This window comes from Thermanaeromonas toyohensis ToBE (genome assembly GCF_900176005.1).
Taxonomy (GTDB): domain Bacteria; phylum Bacillota; class DSM-521; order Neomoorellales; family Neomoorellaceae; genus Thermanaeromonas; species Thermanaeromonas toyohensis.
In genome coordinates, this window is record NZ_LT838272.1 from 1,422,029 (window position 1) to 1,449,005 (window position 26,977).

Here is a 26,977-nt window from a genome sequence, read left to right on the forward strand (position 1 = left end):
GATAGAAATAAGAGGAACTTGCAGCGGTCTCGCTAAATAAGTAGGACAAAAAAATCCCGCAAAGGTTGACCGCGCCCGCCGATCCAGCGGAGCGGGCCGTCCGCACCTATCCAGCACGGCGCGACGGCGAAAGGGGGGGTGCAGGCTTGTGAAGCCCCTTGGCATCAAGGCTTACGGTCACATACCGCATTTGATCGGCTCCCGGGTCGGCCCCGGCGATCACACTGTCTCCGAGGGGCAGCACCGCATCTGCACCGAAAAGGCCCGGGACAGGCATGACGAGATTTTCGTCGAGGAAAAGCTCGACGGGAGTTGCGTGGCCGTCGCCCTGGTGGGCGGTAAGATAATTCCCTTGGTGAGGGCGGGCTACGTGGCTTGGTCTTCCCCCTACGAGCAGCACCACCTGTTCGCCTGGTGGGTTCGGGAGAACGAGGAGAGGTTCCGCGCGGTGCTCAGGGAGGGCGAAAGGCTTGTGGGCGAGTGGCTGGCCCAGGCACACGGGACAAGGTACGTCCTGCCCCACGAACCCTTCGTGGTTTTCGACCTGATGCGTGGTCACGAGAGGGAGCCGCGTGAAGTCTTTTGGGAAAGGGTCAAGGGCCTGTTTGTGGTGCCGCGACTCATCCACCGCGGCGGGCCGATAAGCATCGGACGTGTGCTGGAGCTCTTGGAGCCTTCGGGGCACGGTGCCGTCGACCCGGTGGAGGGCGCGGTATGGCGGGTGGAACGCCGGGAAAAGGTGGACTTCCTCGCCAAGTACGTCAGGCCGGACAAGGTGGACGGCAGGTACCTGCCGGAGTACACCGGAACCGGACCGGTATGGAACTGGATGCCTGCGACGCAGTCACGATAGTTGGGGCAGGTATCGGTTTGTCACACGGAGGGGTGCCCGAGCGGCTAAAGGGGGCGGCCTCGAAAGCCGCTGGGCCTCTGGTCGGCCCCGTGGGTTCGAATCCCACCCCCTCCGCCACGCGCAGGTGAGTAGCTCAATGGTAGAGCGACCGGCTGTTAACCGGGCGGTTGCAGGTTCGAGTCCCGCCTCTCCTGCCAATTCGTAGGGGTGTGGCCAAGCGGTAAGGCAGCGCACTCTGGATCCGCGATGCGCTGGTTCGAAACCAGCCGCCCCTGCTAGCAAAACATACAACAATTACGCTGCCTACCAGGATGCGATTTGCTGGTACAGTTTTTGGGATCTGATATTGTGAGCTGGTTTTCGGGCAGCGTTTTATAGGGAGGGCTGGCCGAGCGGCGAAGGCACCCGCCTGCTAAGCGGGTGGGCGGCCCTGAGGTCGTCCCGGGGGTTCGAATCCCCCGCCCTCCGCCAGGTGAGTAATCATGGTTCCTGGGATCCCCTTCGGAAGACAACCAGTATTTCTGGCGCTACCCGGTTCGACAGAGTAATAAGCCGGTTTTGGCGCAGGGGGCAAAGCTCACGTGTTAAAGGAACAGTTAGAGATCATTCCAGACGGGGCGATAGAGAAAATACCGATTACGGAATCCTCGGATAAGATCGACAGCCTGTTCGCGCGGGCTGTCAGGGAACTGGAGGCCAAAAGGCGGACGTTCGCCAGGCTTCAGGAGGATCCCGAACTGATACTGAAAGAGCTTTTCGACCCGGCGCGGGATAGGCCGTACTATGCTTTCCCGTTTCTGGTGTTCGAGAGGTGCCGCGAACTGGGGCTGCCAGGATGTGAATATCACTGGCTCCAGGATTACCTTGTGGGGGTGATTTCCCGACATTTGCAAGGAATCGATCCGGACATAGAAGTTGTGGCCCAGGGTCAACTACCCCGTCCTGAAGGACGGGGCTTGCAGGCGGGGGCGTACTGTCTGTGAGTTTCCCTTTTAGGGAGGTAGTTGAACGCGGGTGTACCGCTGCGGGACCTGACGTTTCAGGGCGACACTCCCAGCTCTGAGAGACACCGGTGCAATCCCGGGGCCTGACGCGTGGTGCGGCGGTACGCCTCAGGGAGACCCACCACCTTTTGGTGCCCGGATCACAGGGCTCCTTGTGGGAGGTATCCATATGGTGATATTTACTGTAGACAGGAATGGGAACCCCGGTCATCCGACCAGGAGATTTGACATGATCCGGAAGCTGAGGAAGCGGAAGAGGGTAAGGATTATCGGCGGTGGGAAATCGGGCAAGCCGCCGGTTGCAGTCTTTCTGGACAGGGAATTTGACTATTCGCGCACTGTAGGGAGAAAGCTGGTCATAGTCCTAGACCCTGGTTACCGCTATATAGGTTTTGCCGTATGCGAACCGAGGGGTGGAAAGCTGATTGTTTACTGCCGCGGTGTCCTCCGTACGCGGATTCCTGAGATCAAAGGGCTGATGTCCGATAGGAGGTCCTTCCGCCGGTTCAGGAGGTATCTGTCGCGGTACAAGAAGAAGCGCCTTTCTGCGAGGCAGTGCAGGGTGCTGACCAAGTTCAAGGCACCGAGGGACGTGAGGTCGAAGGACAGGAGCAATGCCACCCTCAGGCACGGCGTAGAGACGCACCTGAACCTTTACCGGAAGCTGCGCAGGTTTTTCCCTTTTCCGGCGCACCAGGTAGAGTTTGTCATGGAGGACAACGTATTCGACGTCAGGGCCATGACCTGGGGCAAGGTATACGGAGCTGATTACCAGGTATCGCCCCGCGCTCCTGAGGGTGAAAGAAAATGCATTCTGTGTGGTTCGCAAGAGGACCTTCACCGGCACCATCTTGTTCCGCGGAAGAGCGGGGGCACAGAAGTCAGGGAGAACAAGGTGTACCTCTGCGCGGGCTGTCATGAAGAGGTCCACGCCGGCAGGGTGTTTCTTCCGGTCAGGGGCATCAAGCAGTGGCGCGAGCTGGGGACGATGAACGCTGTTATGGGGGTACTGCGTGAGGTGCCGTATATCAGCTTTGTGCCTGCGCCCGAGGTGGTCCTCAAGAGGAGGGAGTTGGGCCTAGGGAAGGACCATGCTGATGACGCTCTTGCGGCAGCGGCCGCTTTCTGCGGCTGTACTGGTTTTGACGCCTCTGTGGAACGCCGTCTCATGCTGGTCAAATTCAGGAGGCACGCCAGGGCGAGGGTACACGCTCAGAAGGACAGGCTCTACAAGGTAGACGGAGTGATCATAGCGAGGAATAGGCGGAAGAGGGGGGACCAGAATGATCCTTCCTTTGCCGATGTGTTTCCTCTTTCTCCAGAGCAGCAGAGAGGCCTGAAGGTATACCCGGGAACCAAAATACTCAACCCGTTCAGGAACGATGTTTTAACCATCGGAGGCGACGTGTGGGTTCATATTCCGACCGGCAGGCGTTTTGTAGCGACCGGTGTGATATCGGAGAAGTACCTGTACTCCCCGATGCTAGAGGAAATTACAGGAAAGCCATACATTCACCCCGATCAATGCCGACGGGTGATCCGCAGTGAAGGGATAGTAGTATGGAGCTAGCCGCCTTTCATCTCCGCCCTGAAGGGCGGAGTCTTCCCGGCGGCAAAGATAAAGCAGGAAAACGTTCTGGCAAAAGGGGTGGTAGTAATGTTTTGGTGGCGTTTTCCCTGGTGCCGGGGAGGCTTTGGCCGCGGTTGGCGGCACATGTATTGGGCCACGGGCTTGCCGGGCTGGCTGCGTTTCGGGTGGAGCCCATTGTTTGCCGCTGGTGGGGCAGTCTCAGCTTGGCGACGTGATCTGTACGCGGAATGGCTGAGGGGATATGCTGGGTTCTTGGAAAGCCAGCTCGATGCGCTCAGGGCGCAAATTGGGGCTTTACAAGGAAACAGTAAGGAACAGCAATAAGCACAAAAATAAGGCGTACGCGCGTACCAAGTATGCGGGTGATGTCCTGCATGATGAGGAGAAGCTGTGGTACGGCAGAGCGTACCAGCGAACGTATCGGAGAGTAGCGGCCCTACCAGTTTGGAGTGGTAGGGCTTGTTTTTGTGTATTTAACTGAAACTGTCCGTTAAGGTTTCATCTTCGGGTTTTCCTTTTGAGAAGGTTCACAAAAGAGAAGGGTCTGCGTAGGTTGCGGCTGTGGCCAATCTTTTTCCGCGACCGGCGGGTAAAGGTGTCTGCGTGGTGGCTATTGCGAGCGGAAAATAGTAAGGTTACCATTTACCATAATGGGGTGAAATAGATGCGGGTAATCAGGCCGTATGTATGCGTTCCGGCCGGGGTCGACGGCGAAGCAATACTCCGCCGCATCGAGCGCGTCGGCCGGGTCTGCTACAAAAGCGAAGACAGGATTACTGAGGGCAGCGCTCGCCAGTTCGTGGCCTCCCTGATCCGCCGGGGCCACGAGTCCGTACTCGAGCACGAGAAGCTGACGGTTAGAATCGTCTGCGACCGCGGAGTAAGCCATGAGCTGGTAAGGCACCGTATAGCTTCTTACAGCCAGGAATCGACTCGCTTTTGTTCTTATGCCAGCGAACGGTTCAAGGAGGAGATCACGGTTGTGGCCCCCTGCCTTTCCGGGGGTCCCGAGGCGTACGCAGCGTGGCACAACGCCTGCCTGGCGGCCGAGCAGGCGTACCTTTCGCTGGTCCGCATGGGGGTGCCTGCCGAGCAGGCCCGCTCCGTGCTGCCCCACTCCCTTAAGACAGAAGTGGTGGTAACAGCTAACCTGCGGGAGTGGAGGCACATTTTCAGGCTCCGGGCCGACCGCCACGCCCACATAGAGATGCGGCGGATAATGGTGCCGCTGCTTCTGCACTTCCGGAGGGTCATACCAATCGTTTTTGACGATGTCGGGTACGACGAATCGCTTCCACACGAGCTGTACGCAGAAGTTTTCGAAGAAGCATGGTAGGGAAAGCATACAAGGGAGGCTTTGCTGTGCCGAGAATTAGAAACAAAGCAGATAAAGTTATCGTCGACTACTGCCGCCCTTCCGGGGGTGAAAGGCGGTCATTTGCCCTCTGTCTTACACACCTGAACGGGTATGAAGCCGCTTTTACACTCGTCGCGGAAAGGCGGCCTTCAGGCGCCTGGAAGCCGCTCCGGGCGGCAGTTGACGTTGATGAAACGGATGCGGACCCGGACGAGGTCGCGCGGGACCTGGCAGACCTGCGGTGGTACATATTCCCTGCCAGGGAGCGCGGGCGCGTCCTGCCCCCGGTTATCGCCGTGTGGGAAGAAGGGGATTTGGTGGTGGCGGCGTGCCTGTCGGACAGGTACGGCGGGAAGCGGCTGCCTTACGCGGAGCAGGAGCGGTGGTCCGGGAGCGACGCTGAAGGAGAAGCTCCAGACCCCGGGAGGTTCCTGTGCTGGTGGCCGGACCCAGAGGCATGGGACGCTTCGAAAGAAGCGGCTGAACACCTCAAGCTGGTGCCCGTAAAAGAAATAGCGGTAAACTTCTTCCCGTTCGGCGAGTGGTTCAAGCGCGCGGACGTGATCCGGGAAATGGAGGAGTACCGGACAGAACTGGAGGAGGCAGAAGACGACCCGGAATTGCTCGCTGAAGTGCTGGCAGACATAAGAGCGGAAGAGTACGCGCGGTACCTTCGCCGGGTGCGTACCATGCTGCTTTACTGTCGGGAAAGGAATATCTCTGCAAAGGTAGTCGTTGGCGACGTCCGGCGGGCGGAGGCGTTTTTTAAGGAAAAAGGGCTTGACGCGCTGGAGCCCCCAGCCTGGGCAGCCGCTTCTGCCGTATTTGAGCCGATGCCCGATTTTCTGATCGAGGAGTTGGGCTTCTGCGGCCCGCTGGGCGTGGCGGCCTCGGGGCAGAAGCTCAAGGCCGCGCTGTCCCTCATCAGCCACCTGCCGGGCGTGGCCCCCGCGCCGGATGCGGTCGGCGCGGTCGTGCACGCAGGTACCAGGCACGTTGCCAGCCTTGTAGCCTGGGTCAACCCTTTAGGCGGGTGGGAGGCCGTTGAGGGGGCCGTGGACGCGCTCGTCGAAGAGCTCTCCCGGCGGGGCGTAAAAGAGATGACGATGATAGACGGGCTTCTCCCGTTTGAGGCGTGCCCCTGCTGTGGGAGGCTAAGCCTGCGCGTGCCTGACGACTGGTTGAGGCCGGAACCGGTCAGGGCGAAAAAAGTCGGGCGCAACGAGCCGTGCCCGTGCGGGAGCGGGCTGAAGTACAAAAAGTGTTGCGGAAGGTCTTTTTGAGGATTTTGACTGGAACAGGAGCGAACGTAAATGGCCGGTGTCGGCTGGGTGCTAATATTGCTGTCGCTGTTTGCGTGGGTCTTCATCGGCAGGGGAGACAGCCCCGTCTTTGTTGCCCTTACCTGGCATGCCGCGGTACTTGGGGGGTTCCTGGTTGGAAGGGGCTGGCGGGAACGGCGGCTGTCTCGACAGAAGCAGAAGTGTGTAGGGTCGGAAATGTTGGGAGAATGATAGTTGCCCTGGGTTTCGTCTTATGGAATGGAGTGGCGTTGGCTTCTATAGTCCGTTTTCTTAATTTGTTTTAATGAAGAAGTGAGGCGGGTGTATTACAATGAAACCAGTAAAGATTTAAGGAGCCACAACGGAAGGAGGTGTATAATTTGCGCAGGAGCAGGAAAGTTTTAGCCATAATGGTGGTGTTTGCTCTTTTGGTGCTGGTCGGGGCGGGCACAGCGGCAGCCGCTACCGGTATTGGCTCGGTTGCAAAGGGTTCCCTGTACCAGACTTTTATTTCTCAGTTGGCGGCCAACCTGGGTATTGACCAGGCTAAGGTTGAGCAGGCGTTAAAGCAGGCTGCCGTAGAAACAGTGGATGAAGCTGTCAAGCAGGGGATCATCCCGCAAGACAGGGCGTCTAAACTGAAGGAGGCCATAGAAAGCGGTAAGCTGCCGCCATTCGGCTGCATGGTGGGCAGGGGCGGTTTCGGGCCCGGTAAGGGCGCGGGTCCCCTGCATGATGAGCTGGCTTCCGTTCTCGGCATGACCGCCGAAGAGCTCCATAACGCCATACGGAGCGGCAAGACGCTGGAAGAGATCGCCGCTTCCAAGGGCTTTACTCTGGACCAGGTCAAGGAGCAGCTCATCGCGAAGGTGAAGGCAGTACTGGACGAAAAGGTGGCCCAGGGGCAGCTTACCGGCGACCAAGCCCAGCAGATCCTTTTCCGCCTCCAGCAGGTCGACCTGAGCAAGATAGGCAGGTTTGTGACGAAGCAGTTTGGGCCGAAGGCTGGCGGGATGGGGAAGAGTTGGGGACGCGCTTGGCCCCCGCAGCAGCAAGGCCAGTAAGCAAGCAGGCGCTATACCGCACGCCGGAAGATGGCCGGTGTGCGGTTTTTGTTTTTTTGAAGTGGAGGGGTGCTTCTTCACCTGGAACAGGCGTGAATTTGCGGAAGCAACCTGTTACTAGCAGATAGTGCAGGGATGAGGGTTTGGGGGTCAGTGCTTGTGGGGTGGAATATTTTGTGGCAAAATATAGGCATCAAAGTTTGAGAGGGATGAGGAACCCTTTACCCACCCTTGGTGCAGTTGCCAGTCTGAAAAAATATGCTGGATTGAGAGATCAGAATGATCATTACGACTGCTCCTAGCATAGAAGAAAAACCTGTTCGTGAATACCCGGGAATTGTGAGCGGAGAAACCATTATGGGAACCAACATTTTCTAGGACATTCTTGCGGGTATCAGGGATATTATTGGTGGTCGGTCGCGTGCCTATGAGAAAAAACTTTCCGAGGCCCGTCAGATAGCCCTTAGGGAAATGATAGGCAAAGCTATGCGGCGAGGGGCAAATGTCGTAATAGACGTAAAAATTGATTACGAAGTTATACAGGTCTGCTGATGGTAACCGCAACCGGTACGGCAGTTAAAGTCTGATTCGAGACGGGCCAATGCTTCGAGTTCGTTTCCTGGTTGAGATTGTTCCCGAAAGGGATATTTGTTTCCTCGGCTACTTAGGCAGATTGGAGGGATTTTGTGGAAGAGGTGCAGAAAGTGTATTCATCCCTGGTTGAGGCAGTGATCAATGCTCAAACCCGAAATTTTCTGGCCGAAGACAGGCTGGCAAACTTTATCAAGCGGCAAGAGTTCCCGGAGGAGTATATAGTGCAAATTTTTAACTTCTTCACTGATGTGCCCGTGCCAGCAGTAGTTAAGTTCCTGTCAAGACATGGAATAAGCGTAAAGGAATTGGAAAGCTACTACAGGGAGTACGTACAAGATATATATCCCAACCCGGAACTGGAGCAGCTCTTTTTGTAATGGATACTAGAAATTTGCTGGATTTTTTTTCTGGCGACCAATGGGAGATATTTAATAGGCGGAGGATTTTTGCTGTAGAAAGCAACACTTTGGCAGTAAGAAGCTACTGGCGTTTTAGCTCCGCCACGGGTTGGACGGCGCTTTGTTGAGAAATAGCTTCACAGATGCGGAGCCCCAAAAACTTTCGAATGCGGAGGCGACCGGCCTCTGCCGCGATACGAGTAGAAAAATGTCAACGATATCAACTGGAAGGCAGGTTCGCCGGGATGCTTACTGTTCAAGACTTGTTCAACAGGGTTTCCTGGAGCGATGTGGCAACACAGCTGGTTAAACTCTACCCTGACCAGGAAGAAAACCTGCCGGGGTACGAGAAGGTATTCCAGCAAGTCCGCTCCTGCGTGCCACTCCCGAACGACGACGGCACGGTGGTTCACGTTGAGCTTAGAGAAGAAGATGATGGGGAGCGCTGGTACGACGTTTACGGGCGCAAGCCCAGGGACGACCAGGGCTATGCGCTTGAACTGTGCCTGTTCAGAGAGTGGGCGGGTTTCTATGTGGACCCCGAGCTAATAGAGCGGATGCCCCTTCCGGAAATAGCTGCCCACGTGCTGTGGGAGATGACGTTCTGCGGCTATTCGGAGGAAGAGATCCTGGCCCACAGGCGGGAAATAGAAGAAAGGATGCGAGAGTATCAGGAGCACCCGGAGCGGGCGGTGCCGTTGAGTGAAGTTCTGGGAACGCTGGGGCAGGAATGAATTATCACGTGTTTCTCTACTGCGGACACGAAAGGGGAGGTTTAAAGCATGAAGCTTGCCGAAGCCTTGCTGGAAAGGAAACGCATCAAAGAAGAGATCGCGGCCCTGCGCGAGCGTGCTGAGCGCGACTCCCGGGTTCAGGAGGGCGACAGGCCGGCCGAAGATCCGGAGGTGTTGATGGGCAAGATTTTGGAACTGGTCGAGAGACTACAGCGGCTCACGGTTGCAATCAACAAAACCAACATGGCTGTAAAGTTGCCGGACGGCCGGACGCTGATGGAGGCCATCGCCGAACGGGATATGCTGAAACTTCTACATGAGGCGGCCAAAGAGGTGGCCGACGCGGCGGTCGGCGCGCGCGAATGGCGGGTGACCCGTTCGGAAATTAAGTTCGTGCCGACGGTGGACGTTGCGGCGTGGCGCCGCCGTGCCGACGAGTATGCCAAGAAGTACCGCGAGCTTGACGCCGCCATCCAGGCGGCCAACTGGGCGAACGACTTGGTGGAAGAGGTTTAGCGTGCTCACTAAGGCGTAGCCGGGGGTGCCGCTGAGGGCGTCCCCTTGGCCGAGGGGTCAGATCGGCCGTTCTTACGTTGGGCAGCGGAGGCCCGACTCCGACACGGTGAAGGGGTACCGTGTACAGGGTACGCGCGTACCGTGCATTGCTTAAAGAGTACTACCTGGCGCTGGCGGCCTTCCGGTGAGGGCGGGATAGGGGTATATTCATAGTGTTTGTAACCACGATTGCTATGTACTGCTAGAGAAGGAAATTGATTATGCGAATTTAGTGGTGGGTGCAGATGATTACCTTAGAAATCTTGAGCTTTCTGCGAAAGACGAGAATATATCCCGTTTCCCCCGAGGTCCTCGCCTATGAGCTCGGCGAGGGCCTGTCATCAGTGAAACGCGCACTACGTCGTCTGGCGGTAGCAGGCATAATACCGGAGCTATACCGGGGTTTATACTGGAACCCGTTTGTGGAGCCGGCAAACAATTTATGCCTTCACCAGGTTATCGCCCCAGCTTCATATGTGTCTATGCTGACCGGGATGTGGTGGCACGGGATAATAGAACAGCGTCCTTTTGTGGTGACTTGTGTGACATGGAGCGGCAGGGGTTTTTCCTGTGAAAATGAATTTGGGCGGTATGAGTTCGTGCGTTTGCCCAAGAAGTTTATTTTTGGCTTCCATGATGTGCCGGAACACCTGTTTGCTGTTGGAGACCCCGAAAAAGTTCTGCTTGACTATTTTTATGTTGCACTGCATGTAAAAAAGCGGAAGCCGCGGCTTGTGGAGTTAAATCTTGAAGACCTCGACGTGCAGAAGCTAAAGGAGTACGCAAAGATAATGGGGCTTACTTGGTTTTTGGAGGAGACGGGCTTGGCTAATCCTGATAGGTGGTCAGAATTTGCGCCGCGCGGCTGTTGAAGAGGTTTTTAGCGTCTTGCGTTAGCGGTTCCAGGAAAGGATAAGTCTTGCTGCAGTTTGTAATTTAAGGCGTAGCCGGAGGTGCCGCTGAGGGCGTCCCCTTGGCCGAGGGGTCAGATCGGCCGTTCTTACGTCGGGCAGAGGGGCCTGAACCCCGACACGGTGAAGGGGTACCGCGTAGAGGGTACGCGCGTACCGGGTATTGTTCAAAGGGTACTACCAGGCGCTGGCGGTCTTCCGGCGAGGGCGGGAGAGCGGGTATGAAAGTATGAAAAGCGGGGCTGTGCCTGCAAAAAAGAAAAACTGGCACGCCCTGCTTTTATGTTTGGCGGTGCTACGGGTTTTCGTCATGATGCGCTCAAGAAGAAAGCCACAGGAAGGGGATGAGTGCACTTGTCGCCAGCTGGCAGGTATCTCAGACACGCGTGGCAGGCGTTTCTTAAGAACGCGTGGGTTTTAGTTCTCGTGGTAGCAGCGGAAAAATTGCTGGAGGCAGGGATAAAGAAAGCGGGTTCTTTTCCAATGTTAGCGCTGTTCCTGGCAGCCTATTTTGTTTTGGAGCCCGGGATAGTCTCCATGTTTTTAGCGGCGGAACGGGGCGAGAAGCTGAACGCCGGAGACGTCCTGGCCGGGTGGCAGTACGGGCTCAAATACTTTTTAGCGTCTGCTGCTAATATGGTTGCCGTTGCCCTGGGGTTGGTATGCCTGATCCTGCCCGGTGTGTATGTTTTTTACCGGTTCCGGCTTTTCCCGTACTTTTTAGTCGACCGCAACTGCGGCATTTTGGGTTCCCTGGGGGAGAGCTGGGCCGCCACCAGCGGACGGGTGCTGCAGATGGTTTCCTTGGACCTGTTGGGGTTGGTGGTGTACGCGTTGGGGGTGTTGTGTTTAATAGTGGGCATCGTACCTGCGTCCGCAGTATACCGCTTGATGTGGGCGAAGTTTTACGGGGAAATCACGACAGTCCCGAGAGCCGGACTGTAGGTTCAGCTGAATATAACCCTAGTACGGGATTGGTCGGTGCGTTACGTTCTTCCGGATAACGAAAGAATGGGAAGCAAGCCGGCTGTCCGGTGCCTGGCCCGGTTGGGAAAAAACGGTTGCTGTGCTGCCGGGAGGGTGGGGAGAAACGTGGCTGCAGTATTTTCCAACACCAGACATATAGAAACGTTTCCGGACTGCTTGCAAAACAGCATCTACCAATATGATTACCCCAACAGGTGTGATGGCAGGGATCTTCTGAGAGCCATTCGCGACGCCTCCGTACCCTGCGCCTTCTTCGATCCGCAGTACCGGGGTGTTCTCGACAGGCTCGCTTACGGGAACGAAGGGAGGAGCCGTTGCGCCAGACGATCCTTCCTCCCCCAGATGAGCGAGGAAACTATCAAGGAATTCATATCCGAAATAGCGCGGGTGCTGATTCCCAGCGGCCACCTGTTCCTTTGGGTGGACAAATTCCACCTGTGCGAAGGTGTCTCGGGCTGGCTCCCCCAGTCTTTGCAGGTCGTGGACATGATAGTGTGGAATAAACTGAAGATGGGGATGGGTTACCGGACGCGCCGACAGTGCGAGTACCTGCTTGTAATTCAAAAACGGCCTATCCGCGCCAAGGGAGTGTGGGCTGTCCACGACATCCCGGACGTGTGGGAGGAGAAGGCGGCCGGCCGGCACCCCCATGCCAAACCGGTCGGCCTGCAGAAGCGGCTGATCGAGGCGGTGACCAACGCCGGAGACGTGGTGGTTGACCCGGCAGCCGGGGGCTATTCTGTCCTGGAGGCCTGCCGGCTCAGCGGGCGCCGGTTCCTCGGGGGAGACCTGGTTTATGGTGTCTAGTAAGTACGCCTGATGCCAGACGGGAAAGAGGGTCGCATTTAAGTTATAGTTTGCAGGATTATTGAGGAAGGTTCTTCTTATAGGTGGTTATGATGCTGATCCGAAGGGGCAAGAGGGCGTATCCGGTGCCTGAATGGGTGCAGGTCACGACACCAGTCCAGTTGCTCTACCACCTGAACCGCGGAGAGGTCGTTGCCTGGAGGTTCGAGGGGGGTGAGGCATTCCTGCGTTCGGTGCCGTGTGAAGGCTACTGTGTAATCCTGCAGCCGCGCTTTGGCGAAGGAGAAGAGTTTTGCATAGAGGACGCACGGAAAGTAGCGACGATGTTCGAGGAACTAAGGAAGCGAGGGGTATCTTTCTGGGTCAGCCCGGGTGCGAAACTGTTTACCCGGGGAATCTCCTGGTGGGAGCGGCTGCTGGCAAAGCTTTGGCAGCTGTTGTACAGAACTAGCTGAAATAGGCCCGACAATCAAAGTTTAGCGGAATAGCATACCATGCACTGCCCCGGCAGTGCATTTTTTTGTCTCCTCTTTAGGAAGGTATAAACGACGAGAAACAGCAAGGAGAAAGGCAGGAAAAACGACCATGGTAGAAATCGCCCCTCTGAAGGGCAAAGCGGCACTCCTGACGGACGAATTTGTGGTAGCCAAGGCAGCGAAAATGGCCGGGCTACGGCCGGTAGTCGAAGTCACGGAAGGGAGCGTTGCAGGGATAGAGCCGGGGCGGCCGGTGTTCTGGCTCTTTATGGGTCCGCCGGAACGCGTGTGGGCCATCGCGGAAAGAGCTGGCGGCAACTGTGACGAAGCAAAGTCAGGGGACGAGGTTGCCGTGCAGTGTCCTGGAAGGAGTGGTGGCTGTGCCGCAGGGAAATTACAGATTCGCACGCAGGACAGGAGCCCCGATGGAGCAGGCACTCCCCCCAGAGGGGTGTGCCCTGGTAAGGCTGTTCCTGCGCGACTTGGTCGCCTACGCCCGTGCGGCCGGGGGGCCGGTTGATGTTCGAGGATTCATGCACGAATGGCGGGCACTCAAGACCGCTGCTTTTGGTCGGGGCCGACTAGGGAAGGGCATAAACAATTTGAACGTATCGCTGCGGCAGAAAGAAGAATTGCGGGACGCAGGTGTTGATATTGGAGATGGGCAGGGCGAAAGATAGACCTGGTACGTGCTGCCTATATTGTGTCGGCCTTTTGCGCGGAAGGGCCACCAATTCGTCTGGAAGTACCTGGGGGCGGTAGATACCGGAGAGGCGGACCCAGGGACGCGGGGGAAGACGGCTTTCGTGGTTGCGGGATAGATCCAGACGCGGAGGCGCCAAAAAGGCAACCCATTGGTGGGCGTGGCAGGTGTTAGTGTTTTAAAAAGCGGCAGGAGTGGGTGGCGATGCTTATCTTTTTTTCTTTCCTTGTAGCCCTGATTACTTTTTCAGCGTTCCTGTCGTTTTTGGAAGACTGATTAAGTATTCGTTGCCCTCCTGGAGTGCCAAAACAGGTGTTCCGCATTTTCTTTCGATGTCTTGAGCTAGGAGCAGGATTTCGTCATCGGTCCTCCAAGGGGCATGGTGGATCGGGGCAAAAAGGTTTACTTCTGCCTTTTTGGTTATTTCGGCCACTGCTCCCACCCAGGAGTGTTTTGCCCTTGCCGGGACGCCGTCTGCTTCGATACTGTGTTCCGCCTCTTCGTCGGTTAGCCAAACTTCATGCATAAGGAGGTTTACCCCCCTGGCGAACTCAGCTGTTTGCGGGTCAGCCACAGTATCCGTGATGTAGGCGAGGTAATCTCCAACCCGAATTCCTACGGAGCTGCCCGGGTGCTGCTGTGGCCGGAATCTGAATTCTAGCCCGGCAATTTCCTTTCGGGGTTCTGTGACCGCCTCGATTTCCAGGGGCAGATCATTTAATCTGAGGGGGTAGAGCGGCGGGCCCAAAAGTTTTTCGAGCGCCTGAAGGGGGTCAGCCTCCACCAGAGGATAGCCGGGCGCGTGGCACACTACCTTCCGGTTAGGCCAAACGCCTGTTAGGTAGAAAAGTCCACTGGTGTGATCGAGGTGATAGTGCGAAAGTATGATATGCAGTTCTTGTACTTGCTCCAGCTTTGCCTTCACTTCTGGCTTCAAAAGTCTTATTATACCTGTTCCTGCATCCAACAAGAAAGCAGTGTTTGAAGAAGGCATGACTAGGTAACAAGAGGTATGCCTGTTGTTAAAAGGAAAGAAGCCGTTAATTCCCAGTGGTATAAGTAGCACAAATTACCCTCCTGTCTTGTGGAATTTCTTTAGTGCAAGCCCTGTTATTATCCAGCAGTCTTCAGGGTGTTCCCAGAAGTCAGATTCCGCTTTTTTTAGCATTTGACTGCCCCTAATTGTGTTAAGGAAGAAAAGTATAATGGCCGCCAGGCCACTTATTAAAAGAACTATGGTGTGCTGGAAAGTTTTAAACGATAGACTCCCCATAAGCATTATAATGCCCGCGTTGCACAGCTGAACAAGAATGAAGGAGCGACTGGTGTAGAGAGAAGGGAGAAATGGGTGGCGTTTTTCTTTAGGAATTGCTTGTGGGGAAATGCACAAGTCTTCTGTGGTAAGGGCAGCTTGGATCAAAAGATGTACATTAACATATTCGGCATGCCATTTTCTGGCGCTGATCATTGCAAAATACACTGCCTCTCCAAACAGCAACGCTATTCCAAGGATTGAGTTAACAATAACGAGAGTAGTAGCATTCCACGATACGTTTAAAAATTCTAGGCCTGCGGCAGCAGAAAAAAGTGTAAAAACTAGTTTTAAATATAGTTCTAACAAGTGATCTCGTTTTTGGTCTGTGTCGCGAAGATGGTTGTGAACTTCTTGGTCGGTGAGGAGCAACAATTCCCTTAGAAAGCCTTTTTCGTCCATACTACCCCACCCTCAGTAGTCTTTAGCGATGAATAAGAGGTTTGCTTATGTCACTGTAAATTTCTTGTGGTCGCAATTTATCCACCGAGATAGGTGACACCGGATTTTAACAGAAATGGCTCTTGTTTTGATTGAAAGATATATTCTTTTCATTAAGGCGCTTCTCCTTCTTTGAATGCATGATTTTACACGACCGCCGTGAGAAGGCCGTATCCTTTCAAGGGTAGGGATGAAAGCAGCGGTGGGGTAAGGAAGAAAGGGTTGGTCTGAGCCCTGATCAGACCCTGGGGTTGGACCGGCCCAAAGTCAGAGGAAAAAAGAAAAGTTTATAACAAGTATGGAGTGCTAAAAAAGACAGACAGCCTCAGATAAAGTTCAGTTTTAGAAACGTTTTTACAGAGCCCCCGCGGGAAGGCCCTACCCCTTTAGGGGCAGGGATGAAAGCGGCGGTCGGGTAGGTTAAAGTAAAAAGGCTCGGCCTGAGCTTTGGTCAGGCCCCAGGGCTGGACCGGTCCGAAGTTAAGCGTCTGGAGAGGAGGGCCTCTGCGCGGGCGTCTCTGCATCCATGTAAGCCGCCTCGATGAAAGAGGAAGCCCTACGCCTCGAGGCGTAGGGAGGAGGTCACAACCGGCATTAACACCAGGTGAAAGATGATGCAACAGATGGGGGGTGAGAAAATGGGGAATCGCAAGGTGGACCTTGTTCAGGCCCAACATGCGGTCTGCGAGGTGCTGAGCAGGAACATACATGCCACCAACAGCGAGCTCGCGGCTGCTCTGGGAGTATGCGCTACAACGGTCCGCAGGGTGCTCAACAGGCTCCTCCAGTGCGGATCAGAGGATACGAAGTTGCTCATCCAGAAGCGCAATGAAGAGGTCCGGATGCGGTGGTGGTCGCGCAAGGAAATTGACCCCGGGGAAGTACTTCGAGAGCTGCGGCTGCTGGCTGAAAAGCTCGGAAGGGTGCCGCGTGAAAACGATGTGCCTTCTCTCCTTTTTACCAGGGCCGTAAACGTGTTTGGCTCGTGGAACGCTGCCATTCGGGCTGCGGGGCTGGGGGTCAACAGGTTCCGACTGCCGCGCGACCGGGAGCTGAAGCGGGAGCTGCTGCTCGATGCCCTGCGGAAGGTCGCAGAGAAGTTGGGGCGCGTGCCCAAGCAGGGCGAGTACAGGGAAGTAGCGCAGGAGCTGGACGCGCCACGGGATCCGTCGATATACGTCCGGTTCTTCGGGTCGTGGGAAGAAGCGCTGGGGCAGGCGGGCCTAATACGCACCCGGGAGGACGTTATCCAGGAGGAAGTGGAGAGGCTCGCGTCGCTCGGCAGGCGGTATGTGAGCGTGAAGGAGCTCCCGCGGCTCTCTTCCGGGGCCCGCAAAGCACTTAAAAAGGCTCTGGGGCAGCGGGGTATAACGGTCGTGCATGTAACCCCCAAAGTTGCGAAGCTCCTGTCGGCGGCTTTAGAACGCGGCTTTCCGGTGATTGACGGCCTCGACAGGGGGAGAGCGTTCGCCATAAGGCTGGCGTCGGGGCGGACGTTCAGGTCGATAGCGGCCGATGCCGGCATCACGGGCGAAAGGGTGCGGCAGCTTGCCATGAAGTACCTGCGGGCGGCTGCTGGGTCAGGGAAGGTGCGCCGCCGTCCTGTGAGGCCGTACTCCAGTGCTTTTTCTAATGCAGTGGGGGAGAGCGTTTCGAGAGGGGGGATCGGTGATAGTGGGCAGGCACGGAGGGTCGCAGCGTCCTGCGAAGCCACCGGCATTTGAGCGCCTCCACCGCGCGATGCGGGGCGAGGTCGAATTTTTCTGGACGTCGTACGGGTCCGGCGGGTTGCTCTTCAAGGCGGTGTGCAGTGACGCCAGGAAGCTTAAGGAGTGGCTGTGCTCGGTGGGGTTGTCTGGGGTGAGAGTATTCGACCCGGGTACGGCCCTGCCGAGCGCCACCATGACCGGGAGGACCGCACGCCGTGCCCTGGCGGCAGTGCTGGGTAAGGAGGTTGCGGCCGGTGCCGGAGAATAGAAAGAGGGCGGCTATTCTACTGGTGGTTGCCGGCCTGCTATTATCCTTTAAAGGGGACGCAGTTCATGCTTCCAAAAAAGTGTTTGGGGTTATCATCGGAGAACCTGGGGTTTTCGCTCCCGAAAGCGCAGTAGAAAGGAAGGGGGCTGTCTCTTTGGAGGGCAACGAGGATGGCGGGTCTTTCGGGGGAGCAATGGGCAATCCGTCCGGGAACCCGGCGCATAGCAGTGTCGCTCACCGGCACAACCGGATTCTGGCTTCGCGCGGTGGGTTTTCAAAGGGTGCTGCGAGGATAGTAGAGATGGAAGTTGTGGCCACCGGGTATTCAGCCAGCCGGGAAGAGGGGACCGAAAAAGGCATCACGGCTATCGGGACGAAGGCCCGCAGGGGCGTGGTCGCCGTTGACCCGCAGGTGATACCTCTGGGCTCGGAGGTGTACGTCCCCGGCTACGGCTGGGCCCGCGCAGAGGATACCGGGAGCGCTATAAGGGGGCACCGTATTGACCTGTTCTTTCCCACGCGGGAGGAGGCGCAGCGGTGGGGCGTAAAGAAAGTGAAAGTGATAGTACACCTGTCTGGTGGCAGGGCTTGGGCAACATTTAAGGATTGAGAGGAGGAAAGCGGATTGTGCGCAGATTTCAGGAATAACAAAGTGAAGTCACCCGGGTGCGAACGTGGGAAAAAGAGATTTAGATTAGGCGCCCAGGTCTTAGTCAAGCGGCTGGTGCCGTATTTCGTGAAAGGCGAGAAGCAGGGGTTTGTGGTGGATTGGGAGTCCTACTGGGAGGAAGGCCGGACGGTCGAAGTCGGCGTGGTTGCGGTAAGGAAGAAAAACGGCAGGTGGAAGGTTGTGGAACTGGAGCTGCCGGGTGATGTGCCGGAAGAGGATGCCGAAGACATCCTGCTGCGCCACTGGTACGTCTTCGACAAAGATGATAAGCGGAGAAAGTGCCCGCCTCTGTATGCTGTGTGGGGCTTCGATGACCCTCCTGTATGGGTGGCCGCCTGCGAGAAGCCTACCCATGAGGAGCAGATACCGTTCGCTCAGAGGTTGAAGGAGCTCGAAGAAGGGCCGGACATTGCTTGGGAAGGGATAAATCTTGTTGATGCTCTGCGCCAGCTAGGCCCCGGGATATGCACCGTTGTTTCTGACCTTACGGTGTTTGATTTTGATATTCTTGATTCCGGAATTTTTGCGAAGCGCGGGTTCTGCCCGGGATGCGCCGGAGAGGCAGGTAAGGCAGCAGACGAGGAGATAAGGCACCGGCTGGCGCAAATTCTGGCCGGCAGCCGGGCGGCGGGGGTCACGGTGCGGACGTTTACCCAGGATACCGTGTGCGTGAGGAACGAGCGTTCTGAGCTGGTTCGGGTTCCAGTAAAGGAAATCCGGGGCTTCCTGGTCAGGAATGCCGGGTGTCGTGAAGGAAGAGTGGTGCTCGAATGCGAAAGGCTTTCGCCGGAGGCGGTCCGCGACGCATACTGTTACGACCCGGCGACCGGCCGGTATATCGGGCTTATTGTTGATGAACGCGACCACCGGTTTGTGTGATGCGTAAGGATGATTGACGGACTGGCGGGATGGTTTTTGGGAGAGCTCTATTTGCGGGCTGCTTCGGGTGTTGTGCCTGTCTTGAGTGTTTGACATTTTTTTGGCATTTTGGTGTTAGGGAGATTAGGGGGGGCGGGTTACTGCAGAAAACCTGGTGGGAAATTCACTCAATATAGAAAGTCACTCAATATAATAGAAAGTCACTCAATATAGTGGAAAGGTTCTATGTGGTATTGGTGTATGTCGCGACAAGGCATCTTTCCTGAGTAAGATAGAAAGGAGATTTTTCGTGGAACGGTTTGACACTGCGAAATTAGAGAAGATTATTGAAGAGGTCGTACAGGAAAGAAGAGCGGAGATTATTGAGGATCTATGTGCGAAAGTGGCTTATGCGGTTCTTTACGGGACGGAATACAGTCTTACCCACCGTTACGATCCGCCTTGGGACCATAGCGGACGATTGGCGGCAACAGGTGGGTTCGACGTGGACGAGCACTCAAAGGTAGAAGATTTTCTACGGGAATACAACGGAAGCAGCTGGCCCACTTATCAAAGCGGTATGGGTATGGCCTACAATACTTACAGCGACGATTACCGCGAATGGATAGAAGACGCCATTAGGGATTGTTGTTGTGAAGCTGTAGAAAGGCTGCGCACGGAAGATTCTGAGTATTTTTCGGCCTTAATCGCTTGTCTGAATACTGGCTATGACTTGCTCGACACCAACAGCGAAAGCGGAGAAATTGTGAACGAAATTATTTTTTCGGGTATCATTGACGATTTTCTGTGGTGCGACCTGGAGTATAAGATCTGGCCGTGGGTGGCGGAGATGAGTCTTCGGCAGGCTGTCGAGATGGGCCGCGGGCTTGCCAAGCAGTGGCGAAAAGAAGAGCTGGAGGAAGCAGAGCGAAGACGTCGCGAATACGAAGAAAAGAAGCGACGTGCGGAAGAAACATGGGGAAAGATAGAGTCTGCTTATAAAGTTGCCGCGGGAAGACCCGCCCCCTTTAGGGGGCGGGATGAAAGCGGCACCCAAACTCATCCCTGCCTTCCGTTCCGTCAAGACAGCAGTTTCTGGTATAATTGTCTAAAGGCAACTACACTGGAAGGAAAGGAGGTGCCGCCTTGGCGTGGAGCAGCAAGTCCCACCCCCACAGGCTCCTGCTCACCAAGCAGTTCCCGCTGGGCCTGGAAATGCTCGCGCTCTTCCAGCCCGTTATGCTCGCAGCAAATAAGATCTGGAATTCCTGCGTCTGGCACAGCAGGGAGACCTATAAAACTGAAGGCCGCTGGCCCTCCGAAACGGAACTTAAAGCGAAGTTCAGGGCTTTTGCCGCGTGGAAAGAGCTCCACTCACAGTCCGCCCAGGCCACAGTCGAAGAGTACTTCGAAGCCGTCTCCTCCTACCGCAAGCACAGGAACAACGGCCACGGGGAAATGAACCCCCCGGGGTTCAAACCGAAAAACTGCCTCAGGACTGTGACCTGGAAGCGGCAGGGCTTCGCCGTCGAAAACAACACCTTAATACTCAAGCTCTCCCGCACCAGGGAGCCCATCATCCTCCCAGTGCCCGAAAACTGGGACGTAATCACCCTGCCGGACGGGACCAGAGTTAAAGGCGCTCCCGTCGAGGCCAAAGTAAAGGCGGTCGTCCGCCGCCGCAGGGTGGAAAACCTCGTGCTCCACGTGACCTTCGACCTGGGAGTGATACCCGTCCGCACCGAGGGGCTGGTATCGGCCTACGACTACAACTCAGCGCTGGTGGCCCGCACGGTCTCCAATGGCACCCAGGACCTCTTCGTCTGCCGCGAGCTCCTCGCCCTGATGCAGTACCGGAACAAAATAACGGCAGAGTTCCAGGCGAAGATGAGCCGCTGCAGGGAAGGTTCACGGCGCTGGAAGAAGCTCCTGGCCGCTAAGCTCCGTGCACTCAGGAAGCTCGACCGCCGCATCAAGCAAATGGAGCATGCCCTGACGAAGCACCTGGCGGAGCTGGACGCGGCTGAAGGGGTCGCCCGGGCCGTGGCGGGAGACCTGAAGGACCTGCGGCGGTCCTCCCGGACCGGCATGAAGAACAAGGAGGCCAGCCAGAAAATAAACCAGATGCCCTACCACAGGATGCAGGCCGGGCATAAGTATAAGAGCATAATGCGGCGCGTACATTTGGATGCCCGGACGGAAAAGGGCACTTCGGTCACCTGTGGCGTTTGCGGCGCTCGCAACCCCGCCTGGCGCAGGAAACGGGGCCTCTGGGTCTGCGGCAGCTGCAAAACGACCATGCAGGCCGACCTCAACGGCAGCACCAGCTTTCTCAAAAGAGTGCTGCTGGGAGACTGCATTGGCAGGCAGCTGCCCTTCGCCCTGAAACCGCCGAGGGTGTGGCGGTGGGACAGAAGGCTTAACAGGTTCGTACAGGTATCGCCGAGGGCTGCGGCCTAAAAAGCCGGGCACCTGGCGTAGTCGGGACGGAGTGACGGTCCCCTCCGGGAGGGCCGCCGGCAACGGCGCACACGGCCCGCTCGCACCGGTGTAACCCGGCAGGTGCGTGCACCTGCCGCCAGGAAGCCCTGCCCCTTCAGGGGTAGGGAGGAAGTCACTTGACCCGTTACGCCAAGCAAATTCCTCCCAAGTTAGAGAAGGGGAACTACCGCCTTTTCCGTCGGTTGCTCGACGAACTGGACGTCCCGGAGGATGAGATAAGAAACCTGGGAACGATGTTCGCTCATCGTTTTTCTAAAAGCGTAGCCGCAGAAATCAAAAGATACAAGCGCGAAAAGCAAACAAAAGTAGGATAAGAAAACTGTTTTTGACGGATGTTCGGTGGGGTTGCTTAACAGTTAGCTCTTTTGCTGACTTTTGTCTCTAAGTGTGCTTTCTCCTTGCGCATTCAGGGGTAGTAAAGAAGTCGCGGCCTGCGGTATCTGGATGCCATTGATGGAACTGCGGTTCTGCCACGGTTAAAAACCTCGCCGCGTTGAGTCTGAAACGAGAGGAGCAGGCTTCAGAAGAGGCATGTCGGGTGGAGGTGGTTTTGGCGGTCCCTGTAGAACGTAAAGAAGCTATCGCAATCAGGTGAGTAGACTATGTGCGGGAGGAGAAACTCATTACTTATAGAGCTGCCAAGAAGTGGTTGCTGGAGGAACTGAGCATAGGGGGAGAGGTACATGAAACCCAGGATACTTGCCTTTCTCCTGTCTTTAGTCACTTTGGTCGGAATTTTGTTTTTATTGCCTCTACCTTCAAGGGCGGCGGAGCAGACAGCAATATTTACGATAGGGAGCAATGTTTACACGGTCAACGGTCAGCAGTTCCTTATGGACGTTACCCCATACACTAAGGATGGCCGGACCTTTATTCCCCTGAGGTATGCTGCCCAGGCCCTGGGCGTCACCCCGAAGAATATTCTGTATGATGGCGGTAAAGTCACCCTCATCAAGGGTAATAAGGTTATCCAGCTCACCATCGGCAGCAACGTTATGACAGTTAACGGTACTGCTACGGCCATGGACGTGGCCCCGGAAGTTATCGGTGGCCGGACCATGGTCCCCTTCCGGTGGATGGCCCAGGTCTTTGATGCCCGGATAGAGTGGAACCCAGAACGGCAGCAGGTGGTCATTAGGCTGGACGACCAGCCGGCCACTCCGGTATCCGATAATCAGCAGCAAAAACCTCAGGCTCCGACCGGGCTGCACCTGGTAAGCATTAGCCCGGCAGGGGTACCTAACCACTATGTAATAACCCTGGGCTGGGACCCTGTAAACAATGCGAGCGGGTACAGGGTTTATGAGACCCATTCTTGGACACCCCAGGGGCCCGCCTTCATAGAGACCAATACTAACAGCTACACCAGCACTTTTGCGGGTACCTCCTGGGAGTTCTACGTCACCGCGGTAAATTCAGCAGGGGAGAGCCCGCCGAGCAATACCATATCCGTCTCTGCTGGTGCGTCAGTTGGGAACAGGCTTGAAGCACCGACCGGGCTGCATCTGGTGAGCATCACTCCAGAGATAAGCGCCACCTCTCAGCGCATTATAGGGGCCAGTGTAACCATCTCCTGGGATCCAGTAAATGGGGCTACCGGGTACCGGGTGTATACACTGGTAAGCACTACAGAGAGCAGCAAATGGGTTATCTGCGGATATCCTACCAATCCCACTTTTACCATCCGTTATCCCCTCATGGTTAAAAACAACGTCACCGAAGCATTTTACGTGACGGCGGTTAACCAGGAGGGTGAGGAAAGCCCTCCCAGCCAAACATTGCAGGTGACGCTTCCTGACTGGAATGTTGTAGGGAACGTCAACCAGGCGGCTAGTCAGCCGTCCAATAATCAGGCCCCCAAGCCTGAGGCCCCTACTGGATTGCACGTGAACCTTAGCCCGATGAGCAGCTCTGGTATGTCCGGCTTTTGGGTGACCATCTCCTGGAACCCGGTAAACGACGCGGCCGGCTACAAGATCTATACTTCTGATTACCTTGATCAAAACGGCACGTGGACTCCACCGCATGAGCTAGCCTTATGTTCTGGGAACAGTTATTCTTATTCTTACGCTGCCTTCCCGGTTAGCACCACCCTCACCAAAATTTATGTGACGGCGGTGAACCAGGCGGGAGAAGAAGGCCCTCCGAGCGAAACAGTACAGATATCCTGGACAACGAACAATGTTTCCTACGGGCAATCCTCGGCCTCCAAGGTGGTGGTCCTTCCTCCCCTTCAATACCCTGGGGGCCTGGAGACAATCCGTAATACGTACACCTGGTACTACGAAGGAAAGCAGTTCAGCTGGACCATCGAGGTGCCTCAAGTGCTCGTGAAATACGAGCAGGGCCAGAAAATGATCAAATGGCCCCTCTGGTACGTGTTTGCAGCTTCAAACCCTGCCATGTGGTTTGCCAGCCTGATCGCAACGGGCTCTCCCATAACCATGGCCCAGGAGATCCTGAATAATATGCTGGTACAGGATAGGACAAGCTCGGAGTACATAGGCTGTGTGGCCGATCGTTTAAACCGTGCGGCAGAAGCCCAGGGCTACGACGTTTTCCGCAAGGCCGAATTTATCGCTGCTTTTGTCCAATCCATACCCTACAAAATCATCTTTCCGACCAACACGGAGTACCCGCCCCAGGTCATTGCCCACGGCGGGGACTGCATCAATAAGTCCGTGCTTCTGGCAGCCATCTTAAGGAAGCTCGGGTACCGGGTGGCCATTCTGGTCTATCCCCTTCCTATCGCCCATGCCGCAGTAGGTGTGGCCTTCTCCGTGGATCAGATACCGAGCGATAGGCTGACAATGAACCTGCGAGGCTACTTCCGGGGAAATACGAACTACTACTTCATCGAAACCACTGAGCCGGGGTGGAGGATCGGGGAGCTGAGCGTCCCCGAAACTGCCAGGCCCGCCATCTGTGAGATTTGGTGAGGGGTCCGGGAGCCGTTAACATTTTGACGGAGCTGGCCGGGAGGATTGGGATCAAACATTGCAAAGGGGTCAAAAAATGACTTTGTTTTGCGGTAGGGGAAACTAATGGCGTTAAGTAAGACAGGACTTTGCAAACTGGACCACATCCGGAAAACGACTTTTCCAAAGTCATAATGCGCGGGCCACTGGGTCGTATCCGGACGCCAGCTGCGGTGGAACGGCGACCAGGCTTTTCGAAGGCCAGTGCTTGAGGTACAATCGAGTCAGGAGGTGAACAGGCGCATATGACGAAGGCCGAGCTGGTCAAAGCTGTGGCCGAAAAGGCAGGAATGAGCCAGAAGGACGCGGGGCGCGCTCTTGATGCGGTGCTGGAAGCCGTCCGGGAGGCAGTAGCCCGCGGGGAGGATGTGCGTCTGCCGGGCTTCGGTGCCTTTGTAGTAAGGGAGCGCGCAGCACGTAAGGGGCGCGACCTGCGCACGGGGAAGGAAATCACAATCCCGCCAGCTAAGGTTGTGACGTTCCGCGTTGGAAAGCTTCTGAAGGCCGCAGTAGTGAAATAATCCTCAAAACAGGTAAACGGGGGGGTGCGAAAACCGCACCCCGTTTTATTTTCATTTCAGAACTTATAGGAACCGCCGCCGGAAGGCTCTGCCTTTTCAAAGCTGGAATGAAGACGGCGAATGCGGTAAACTAGCCTGAACTTTAATCAGGTGGCAGGACCGGATCGGCCCGAGCTGCAGCTCCTGGGAAGGAAGTCCTCTGCATGGATATTAGGGGACAATCTCTGTATCAGCGTAAACCTTCCTTTGAGAGAGCAGAAGCCCTGTGTCTTCAGAGGTGGAGAGGGGCCATTACGAGGGGGAGGATGAGGTTGGCGAGAGTAGTGCGGTTGGAAGCGGTATCAGTTCCCGGCGGCCCTGAAAACCACGATGCGTTCGGTATTTCTGGGGATTTGTTCTGGGTTATCGACGGGGCTACACCACTTTGTGGCGATGAGGAAGGTGAACTGAACAGGTTTATATCTGATGTGGACAGCGGTCTCAGGGCCAGAACTTTTTCGGAGAAGCCGTTGTCAGAGATCCTGGCCGAAGTAGCGCGAGAAATGCTGCCCAAATATTGCGGCAACCGGGAGCCGTGGGAGCAGCCGAGCTGTGCCATAGCCGTGGTACGGCTTCTGGATGGGGCGGTAGAATATCTGGTTCTGGGGGATGCTACGGTAGTAATCGGCAGCGGCAACGGCAATAAGATTTTTGTTCTCGAAGACAAGAAGCTCAGGCCGCTAGATGAGAGGGCAGTCGAGGAAAAGACCCGCCTGCAGCGAGAGAAAGGAATGACCTCCCTTCAGGCGAGAACAGCCATTACACGGCTTTTGCGGGAGCACCGGAGGTTAATGAACAGGCCTGAGGGGTACTGGATTTTTAATGCAGATCCGAAGGCCTGCTGCCGTGCCAAAACAGGAGTAATCAAAAACGTACGTGGTATTAAAGTGCTGTTGGCAACGGACGGTTTTGCGCGGCTGGTGGACACGTTCGGTTTTGCCACATGGGAGGCTGTGATGCGCAAGCTGGCAGCTTATACGCTCAGGGAACTGGTTGCCGTGCTCCGTTCTTTGGAGGTGGCGGACCAGGAATGCCTGGCATACCCGCGGTTTGCCACGTATGATGACGCGACCGCAGTATATGTTGAGGTAAGTTAGGTAGGGAGGGAAAGCGCGCATGTCCGAAGGAGAAGGGCGTTATCCCCGTGCGTGGCTGCTGCTGGATGTGGACCGCTGGTGGGACGGCAGGCCATGCGTGGACGTGCTTTTTTCCAGGGAATGTCCGGCGATACCGGGCAGCATAGCTGTAGGAAGCATAGAGCTGGTAGAAGGAAAGCTGGAAAGACGTCTGGGCGCTCCGCTCATGAACCGCTTGCAGAGAAAAGTCTGGGACGCAGTGATTGCCTGGGTCGAGGAGGAACTGCTGAGCGGGTTCAGTGCGTCTGGGGAATAAGCGTCTGGGGAATAAAATAAAAGGTAAAAACAGTACTGGATGATTTCGCGGAAACTGTGGGGTACCCCGGTTGGGTGTGCGGCCATGCTTTTGTAGTACGTTTTATGGGGGGTGCGGTCGGGTGTTGCCTGCTGCTGCTCTGCTGGTAGGTACGGTTATTCTTGCCGTAGCCTTGGTCCTGCAGGTCAGATTTGTTGCACCGGAGTTCTGGCCTCTGGCCAAGTACAACGTTTTGATTTTACCGTTTATGCTGGCGTCTAATATCTTGCTCGGGTACGGTTATGTTTCGGCTACCCGGGCCGGGTGGTATCTGCCGCTGGTGGTGGCGTGCCAGATTTTCTTGTACCAAATTGTGGTATTTATCTTGTCGTGCCTGCTGTTGGGAGGTCATCACGTGGGCCTTCCGCAGGCCGCCCGGGCGGTACTGGCGTTCATGATGATAGCTGGCGGGGTGGCTCTCTTGTCTAAATAAAGGAAAAGACAAAAACGGAAAAAGATGGGGTGGCGGGAACGTTTAAAGTCTTTATAGAACTGCCGGGACGGATTTTAGGTGTTGGATGGGCTGCCCGGCTGTGCTATATTGGTTTTGGTGTTAATCGTTTCTTAGACTTCGCGTTTTGTAAAGCCAATGGCGAGAGAAGGTGGAGGCTGATGTGCGAGCTGTACGTATTGGTATCGTCTTCCGGGGATGACGCGTACTTGAGGGCATTCCGTGCGGTCGTTGAGCTGATGGTGAGCGCGATGGCAGCGGCTAAAAACTTGGAGTGCAGGGTGGTAGAGGCGGGGACGCTGACGTACCTGGGTGTAAAAGGGAGCCCCGAGGAGATCGCGGCGTTTGCCGACGAGCTGAACCGGAAGACCGGGCTGGCGGGCTTCACCGTGAAGCTCGGCAAAAAGGACGACCTCAAGGCGTTAAAGGAGTTGCAACGTTCGGGTATAGTTTGTTGCACGATGGCGTGATCGGATCAAA

At 56.1% G+C, this 26,977-nt stretch carries 30 protein-coding genes, 4 tRNA genes and 2 pseudogenes; 34 read left to right on the forward strand and 2 right to left on the reverse strand.

What is annotated here, in order from left to right; all coding sequences use genetic code 11:
• The first annotated feature begins 148 nt into the window (after positions 1–148).
• The 22 genes and pseudogenes from B9A14_RS07075 (at position 149) to B9A14_RS07180 (ending at position 13,134) form a co-directional block, all read left to right on the forward strand.
• Entirely contained in the window at positions 149–853 is a 705-nt protein-coding gene (locus tag B9A14_RS07075) for an RNA ligase family protein (protein WP_084665021.1), read from the forward strand.
• Positions 854–879: 26 nt separating this feature from the next.
• Positions 880–970 (forward strand) — tRNA-Ser (locus B9A14_RS07080).
• 5 nt (positions 971–975) lie between these two features.
• Positions 976–1,050: transfer RNA gene (locus B9A14_RS07085), tRNA-Asn, on the forward strand.
• 6 nt (positions 1,051–1,056) lie between these two features.
• Positions 1,057–1,128, forward strand: a tRNA-Gln gene (locus tag B9A14_RS07090).
• A gap of 103 nt (positions 1,129–1,231) precedes the next feature.
• A tRNA-Ser gene (locus B9A14_RS07095) sits at positions 1,232–1,324 on the forward strand.
• Positions 1,325–1,434: 110 nt separating this feature from the next.
• Positions 1,435–1,836, forward strand: a complete 402-nt coding sequence (locus tag B9A14_RS07100) for a hypothetical protein (protein WP_084665022.1) — start codon at positions 1,435–1,437, stop codon at positions 1,834–1,836.
• Positions 1,837–2,026: 190 nt separating this feature from the next.
• Entirely contained in the window at positions 2,027–3,427 is a 1,401-nt protein-coding gene (locus B9A14_RS07105; RefSeq protein WP_084665023.1) for an RRXRR domain-containing protein, read from the forward strand.
• Between the two features lie 78 nt (positions 3,428–3,505).
• The gene (locus tag B9A14_RS17035; RefSeq protein WP_157109814.1) at positions 3,506–3,772 is read left to right on the forward strand and encodes a DUF5320 domain-containing protein; all 267 of its coding nucleotides are present in this window, start codon (positions 3,506–3,508) and stop codon (positions 3,770–3,772) included.
• Between the two features lie 340 nt (positions 3,773–4,112).
• Positions 4,113–4,784, forward strand: a complete 672-nt coding sequence (gene thyX / locus B9A14_RS07120; protein WP_084665026.1) for an FAD-dependent thymidylate synthase — start codon at positions 4,113–4,115, stop codon at positions 4,782–4,784.
• A gap of 1,211 nt (positions 4,785–5,995) precedes the next feature.
• Positions 5,996–6,088 (forward strand): annotated as a pseudogene (locus B9A14_RS18255) (SEC-C metal-binding domain-containing protein); the annotation flags it as partial.
• A gap of 5 nt (positions 6,089–6,093) precedes the next feature.
• Complete coding sequence (locus B9A14_RS17045; protein WP_231967960.1) at positions 6,094–6,393, forward strand: hypothetical protein; 300 nt, start codon at positions 6,094–6,096, stop codon at positions 6,391–6,393.
• A gap of 75 nt (positions 6,394–6,468) precedes the next feature.
• On the forward strand, positions 6,469–7,152 hold the full coding sequence (locus tag B9A14_RS07135) for a hypothetical protein (RefSeq protein ID WP_084665028.1): 684 nt from the start codon (positions 6,469–6,471) through the stop codon (positions 7,150–7,152).
• Between the two features lie 279 nt (positions 7,153–7,431).
• Positions 7,432–7,739, forward strand: a pseudogene (locus tag B9A14_RS07140) (YbjQ family protein).
• A 99-nt stretch (positions 7,740–7,838) separates the two neighbouring features.
• Positions 7,839–8,123 carry a hypothetical protein gene (locus tag B9A14_RS07145; RefSeq protein WP_231967961.1) on the forward strand — a complete coding sequence of 95 codons (285 nt, stop codon included), beginning with the start codon at positions 7,839–7,841 and terminating at the stop codon, positions 8,121–8,123.
• Positions 8,124–8,389: 266 nt separating this feature from the next.
• Entirely contained in the window at positions 8,390–8,878 is a 489-nt protein-coding gene (locus B9A14_RS07150; RefSeq protein ID WP_084665029.1) for a DUF6557 family protein, read from the forward strand.
• Between the two features lie 48 nt (positions 8,879–8,926).
• On the forward strand, positions 8,927–9,394 hold the full coding sequence (locus tag B9A14_RS07155; RefSeq protein ID WP_084665030.1) for a DIP1984 family protein: 468 nt from the start codon (positions 8,927–8,929) through the stop codon (positions 9,392–9,394).
• Between the two features lie 284 nt (positions 9,395–9,678).
• Positions 9,679–10,305, forward strand: a complete 627-nt coding sequence (locus B9A14_RS07160; RefSeq protein ID WP_084665031.1) for a type IV toxin-antitoxin system AbiEi family antitoxin domain-containing protein — start codon at positions 9,679–9,681, stop codon at positions 10,303–10,305.
• 81 nt (positions 10,306–10,386) lie between these two features.
• The gene (locus B9A14_RS17050) at positions 10,387–10,569 is read left to right on the forward strand and encodes a hypothetical protein (protein ID WP_157109816.1); all 183 of its coding nucleotides are present in this window, start codon (positions 10,387–10,389) and stop codon (positions 10,567–10,569) included.
• 201 nt (positions 10,570–10,770) lie between these two features.
• Entirely contained in the window at positions 10,771–11,289 is a 519-nt protein-coding gene (locus B9A14_RS07165) for a hypothetical protein (RefSeq protein ID WP_157109817.1), read from the forward strand.
• Positions 11,290–11,325: 36 nt separating this feature from the next.
• Complete coding sequence (locus tag B9A14_RS07170) at positions 11,326–12,138, forward strand: DNA methyltransferase (RefSeq protein WP_197686581.1); 813 nt, start codon at positions 11,326–11,328, stop codon at positions 12,136–12,138.
• 292 nt (positions 12,139–12,430) lie between these two features.
• Entirely contained in the window at positions 12,431–12,589 is a 159-nt protein-coding gene (locus B9A14_RS17390; RefSeq protein ID WP_172839072.1) for a hypothetical protein, read from the forward strand.
• 134 nt (positions 12,590–12,723) lie between these two features.
• Positions 12,724–13,134, forward strand: a complete 411-nt coding sequence (locus B9A14_RS07180; protein ID WP_084665035.1) for a hypothetical protein — start codon at positions 12,724–12,726, stop codon at positions 13,132–13,134.
• Positions 13,135–13,555: 421 nt separating this feature from the next.
• On the opposite strand, the gene B9A14_RS07185 is transcribed toward B9A14_RS07180, so the two are convergent.
• Both B9A14_RS07185 and B9A14_RS07190 read right to left on the reverse strand, forming a co-directional pair.
• Positions 13,556–14,383: an MBL fold metallo-hydrolase gene (locus tag B9A14_RS07185; protein ID WP_084665036.1), complete on the reverse strand. Its 828-nt coding sequence runs from the start codon at positions 14,381–14,383 to the stop codon at positions 13,556–13,558.
• 3 nt (positions 14,384–14,386) lie between these two features.
• Positions 14,387–15,031 carry a hypothetical protein gene (locus B9A14_RS07190; RefSeq protein ID WP_084665037.1) on the reverse strand — a complete coding sequence of 215 codons (645 nt, stop codon included), beginning with the start codon at positions 15,029–15,031 and terminating at the stop codon, positions 14,387–14,389.
• A 650-nt stretch (positions 15,032–15,681) separates the two neighbouring features.
• Between B9A14_RS07190 and B9A14_RS07195 the strand changes: the two genes are divergently transcribed.
• From B9A14_RS07195 to B9A14_RS07255, 12 genes are all read left to right on the forward strand, one after another.
• The gene (locus B9A14_RS07195) at positions 15,682–16,794 is read left to right on the forward strand and encodes a homing endonuclease associated repeat-containing protein (protein WP_157109820.1); all 1,113 of its coding nucleotides are present in this window, start codon (positions 15,682–15,684) and stop codon (positions 16,792–16,794) included.
• Positions 16,795–16,915: 121 nt separating this feature from the next.
• A complete protein-coding gene (locus tag B9A14_RS17950) occupies positions 16,916–17,047 on the forward strand; it encodes a hypothetical protein (protein ID WP_269456765.1) in 132 nt (43 codons plus the stop codon).
• Positions 17,034–17,657, forward strand: a complete 624-nt coding sequence (locus B9A14_RS17955) for a 3D domain-containing protein (RefSeq protein ID WP_084665040.1) — start codon at positions 17,034–17,036, stop codon at positions 17,655–17,657. The genes B9A14_RS17950 and B9A14_RS17955 overlap by 14 nt, the downstream gene beginning before the upstream one ends.
• Before the next feature lie 15 nt (positions 17,658–17,672).
• On the forward strand, positions 17,673–18,596 hold the full coding sequence (locus B9A14_RS07210; protein WP_084665041.1) for a hypothetical protein: 924 nt from the start codon (positions 17,673–17,675) through the stop codon (positions 18,594–18,596).
• Between the two features lie 1,125 nt (positions 18,597–19,721).
• Positions 19,722–21,035 carry an RNA-guided endonuclease InsQ/TnpB family protein gene (locus tag B9A14_RS07220; protein WP_084665043.1) on the forward strand — a complete coding sequence of 438 codons (1,314 nt, stop codon included), beginning with the start codon at positions 19,722–19,724 and terminating at the stop codon, positions 21,033–21,035.
• 158 nt (positions 21,036–21,193) lie between these two features.
• The gene (locus tag B9A14_RS07225) at positions 21,194–21,391 is read left to right on the forward strand and encodes a hypothetical protein (RefSeq protein ID WP_084665044.1); all 198 of its coding nucleotides are present in this window, start codon (positions 21,194–21,196) and stop codon (positions 21,389–21,391) included.
• Positions 21,392–21,760: 369 nt separating this feature from the next.
• Positions 21,761–24,016, forward strand: coding sequence for a stalk domain-containing protein (locus B9A14_RS07230; protein ID WP_084665045.1), 2,256 nt, complete (start codon positions 21,761–21,763; stop codon positions 24,014–24,016).
• Between the two features lie 284 nt (positions 24,017–24,300).
• A complete protein-coding gene (locus tag B9A14_RS07235) occupies positions 24,301–24,576 on the forward strand; it encodes an HU family DNA-binding protein (protein WP_084665046.1) in 276 nt (91 codons plus the stop codon).
• 311 nt (positions 24,577–24,887) lie between these two features.
• On the forward strand, positions 24,888–25,712 hold the full coding sequence (locus tag B9A14_RS07240; RefSeq protein WP_157109822.1) for a hypothetical protein: 825 nt from the start codon (positions 24,888–24,890) through the stop codon (positions 25,710–25,712).
• 19 nt (positions 25,713–25,731) lie between these two features.
• Positions 25,732–26,007, forward strand: coding sequence for a hypothetical protein (locus B9A14_RS07245; RefSeq protein WP_084665048.1), 276 nt, complete (start codon positions 25,732–25,734; stop codon positions 26,005–26,007).
• A 121-nt stretch (positions 26,008–26,128) separates the two neighbouring features.
• A complete protein-coding gene (locus B9A14_RS07250) occupies positions 26,129–26,479 on the forward strand; it encodes a hypothetical protein (protein WP_084665049.1) in 351 nt (116 codons plus the stop codon).
• Between the two features lie 29 nt (positions 26,480–26,508).
• On the forward strand, positions 26,509–26,967 hold the full coding sequence (locus tag B9A14_RS07255; RefSeq protein WP_231967963.1) for a hypothetical protein: 459 nt from the start codon (positions 26,509–26,511) through the stop codon (positions 26,965–26,967).
• The last annotated feature ends 10 nt before the right edge of the window (positions 26,968–26,977 follow it).

Excerpts from the sequence above, each read along its gene's own strand:
- thyX (WP_084665026.1), top strand. The coding sequence starts at position 4,113 with ATGCGGGTAATCAGGCCGTATGTATGCGTTCCGGCCGGGGTCGACGGC.
- B9A14_RS07235 (WP_084665046.1), top strand. The coding sequence starts at position 24,301 with ATGACGAAGGCCGAGCTGGTCAAAGCTGTGGCCGAAAAGGCAGGAATG.
- B9A14_RS07180 (WP_084665035.1), top strand. The coding sequence starts at position 12,724 with ATGGTAGAAATCGCCCCTCTGAAGGGCAAAGCGGCACTCCTGACGGAC.
- B9A14_RS07230 (WP_084665045.1), top strand. The coding sequence starts at position 21,761 with ATGAAACCCAGGATACTTGCCTTTCTCCTGTCTTTAGTCACTTTGGTC.
- B9A14_RS07195 (WP_157109820.1), top strand. The coding sequence starts at position 15,682 with ATGATGCAACAGATGGGGGGTGAGAAAATGGGGAATCGCAAGGTGGAC.
- B9A14_RS07245 (WP_084665048.1), top strand. The coding sequence starts at position 25,732 with ATGTCCGAAGGAGAAGGGCGTTATCCCCGTGCGTGGCTGCTGCTGGAT.
- B9A14_RS07155 (WP_084665030.1), top strand. The coding sequence starts at position 8,927 with ATGAAGCTTGCCGAAGCCTTGCTGGAAAGGAAACGCATCAAAGAAGAG.
- B9A14_RS07150 (WP_084665029.1), top strand. The coding sequence starts at position 8,390 with ATGCTTACTGTTCAAGACTTGTTCAACAGGGTTTCCTGGAGCGATGTG.
- B9A14_RS07160 (WP_084665031.1), top strand. The coding sequence starts at position 9,679 with ATGATTACCTTAGAAATCTTGAGCTTTCTGCGAAAGACGAGAATATAT.
- B9A14_RS07105 (WP_084665023.1), top strand. The coding sequence starts at position 2,027 with ATGGTGATATTTACTGTAGACAGGAATGGGAACCCCGGTCATCCGACC.
- B9A14_RS07190 (WP_084665037.1), bottom strand. The coding sequence starts at position 15,031 with ATGGACGAAAAAGGCTTTCTAAGGGAATTGTTGCTCCTCACCGACCAA.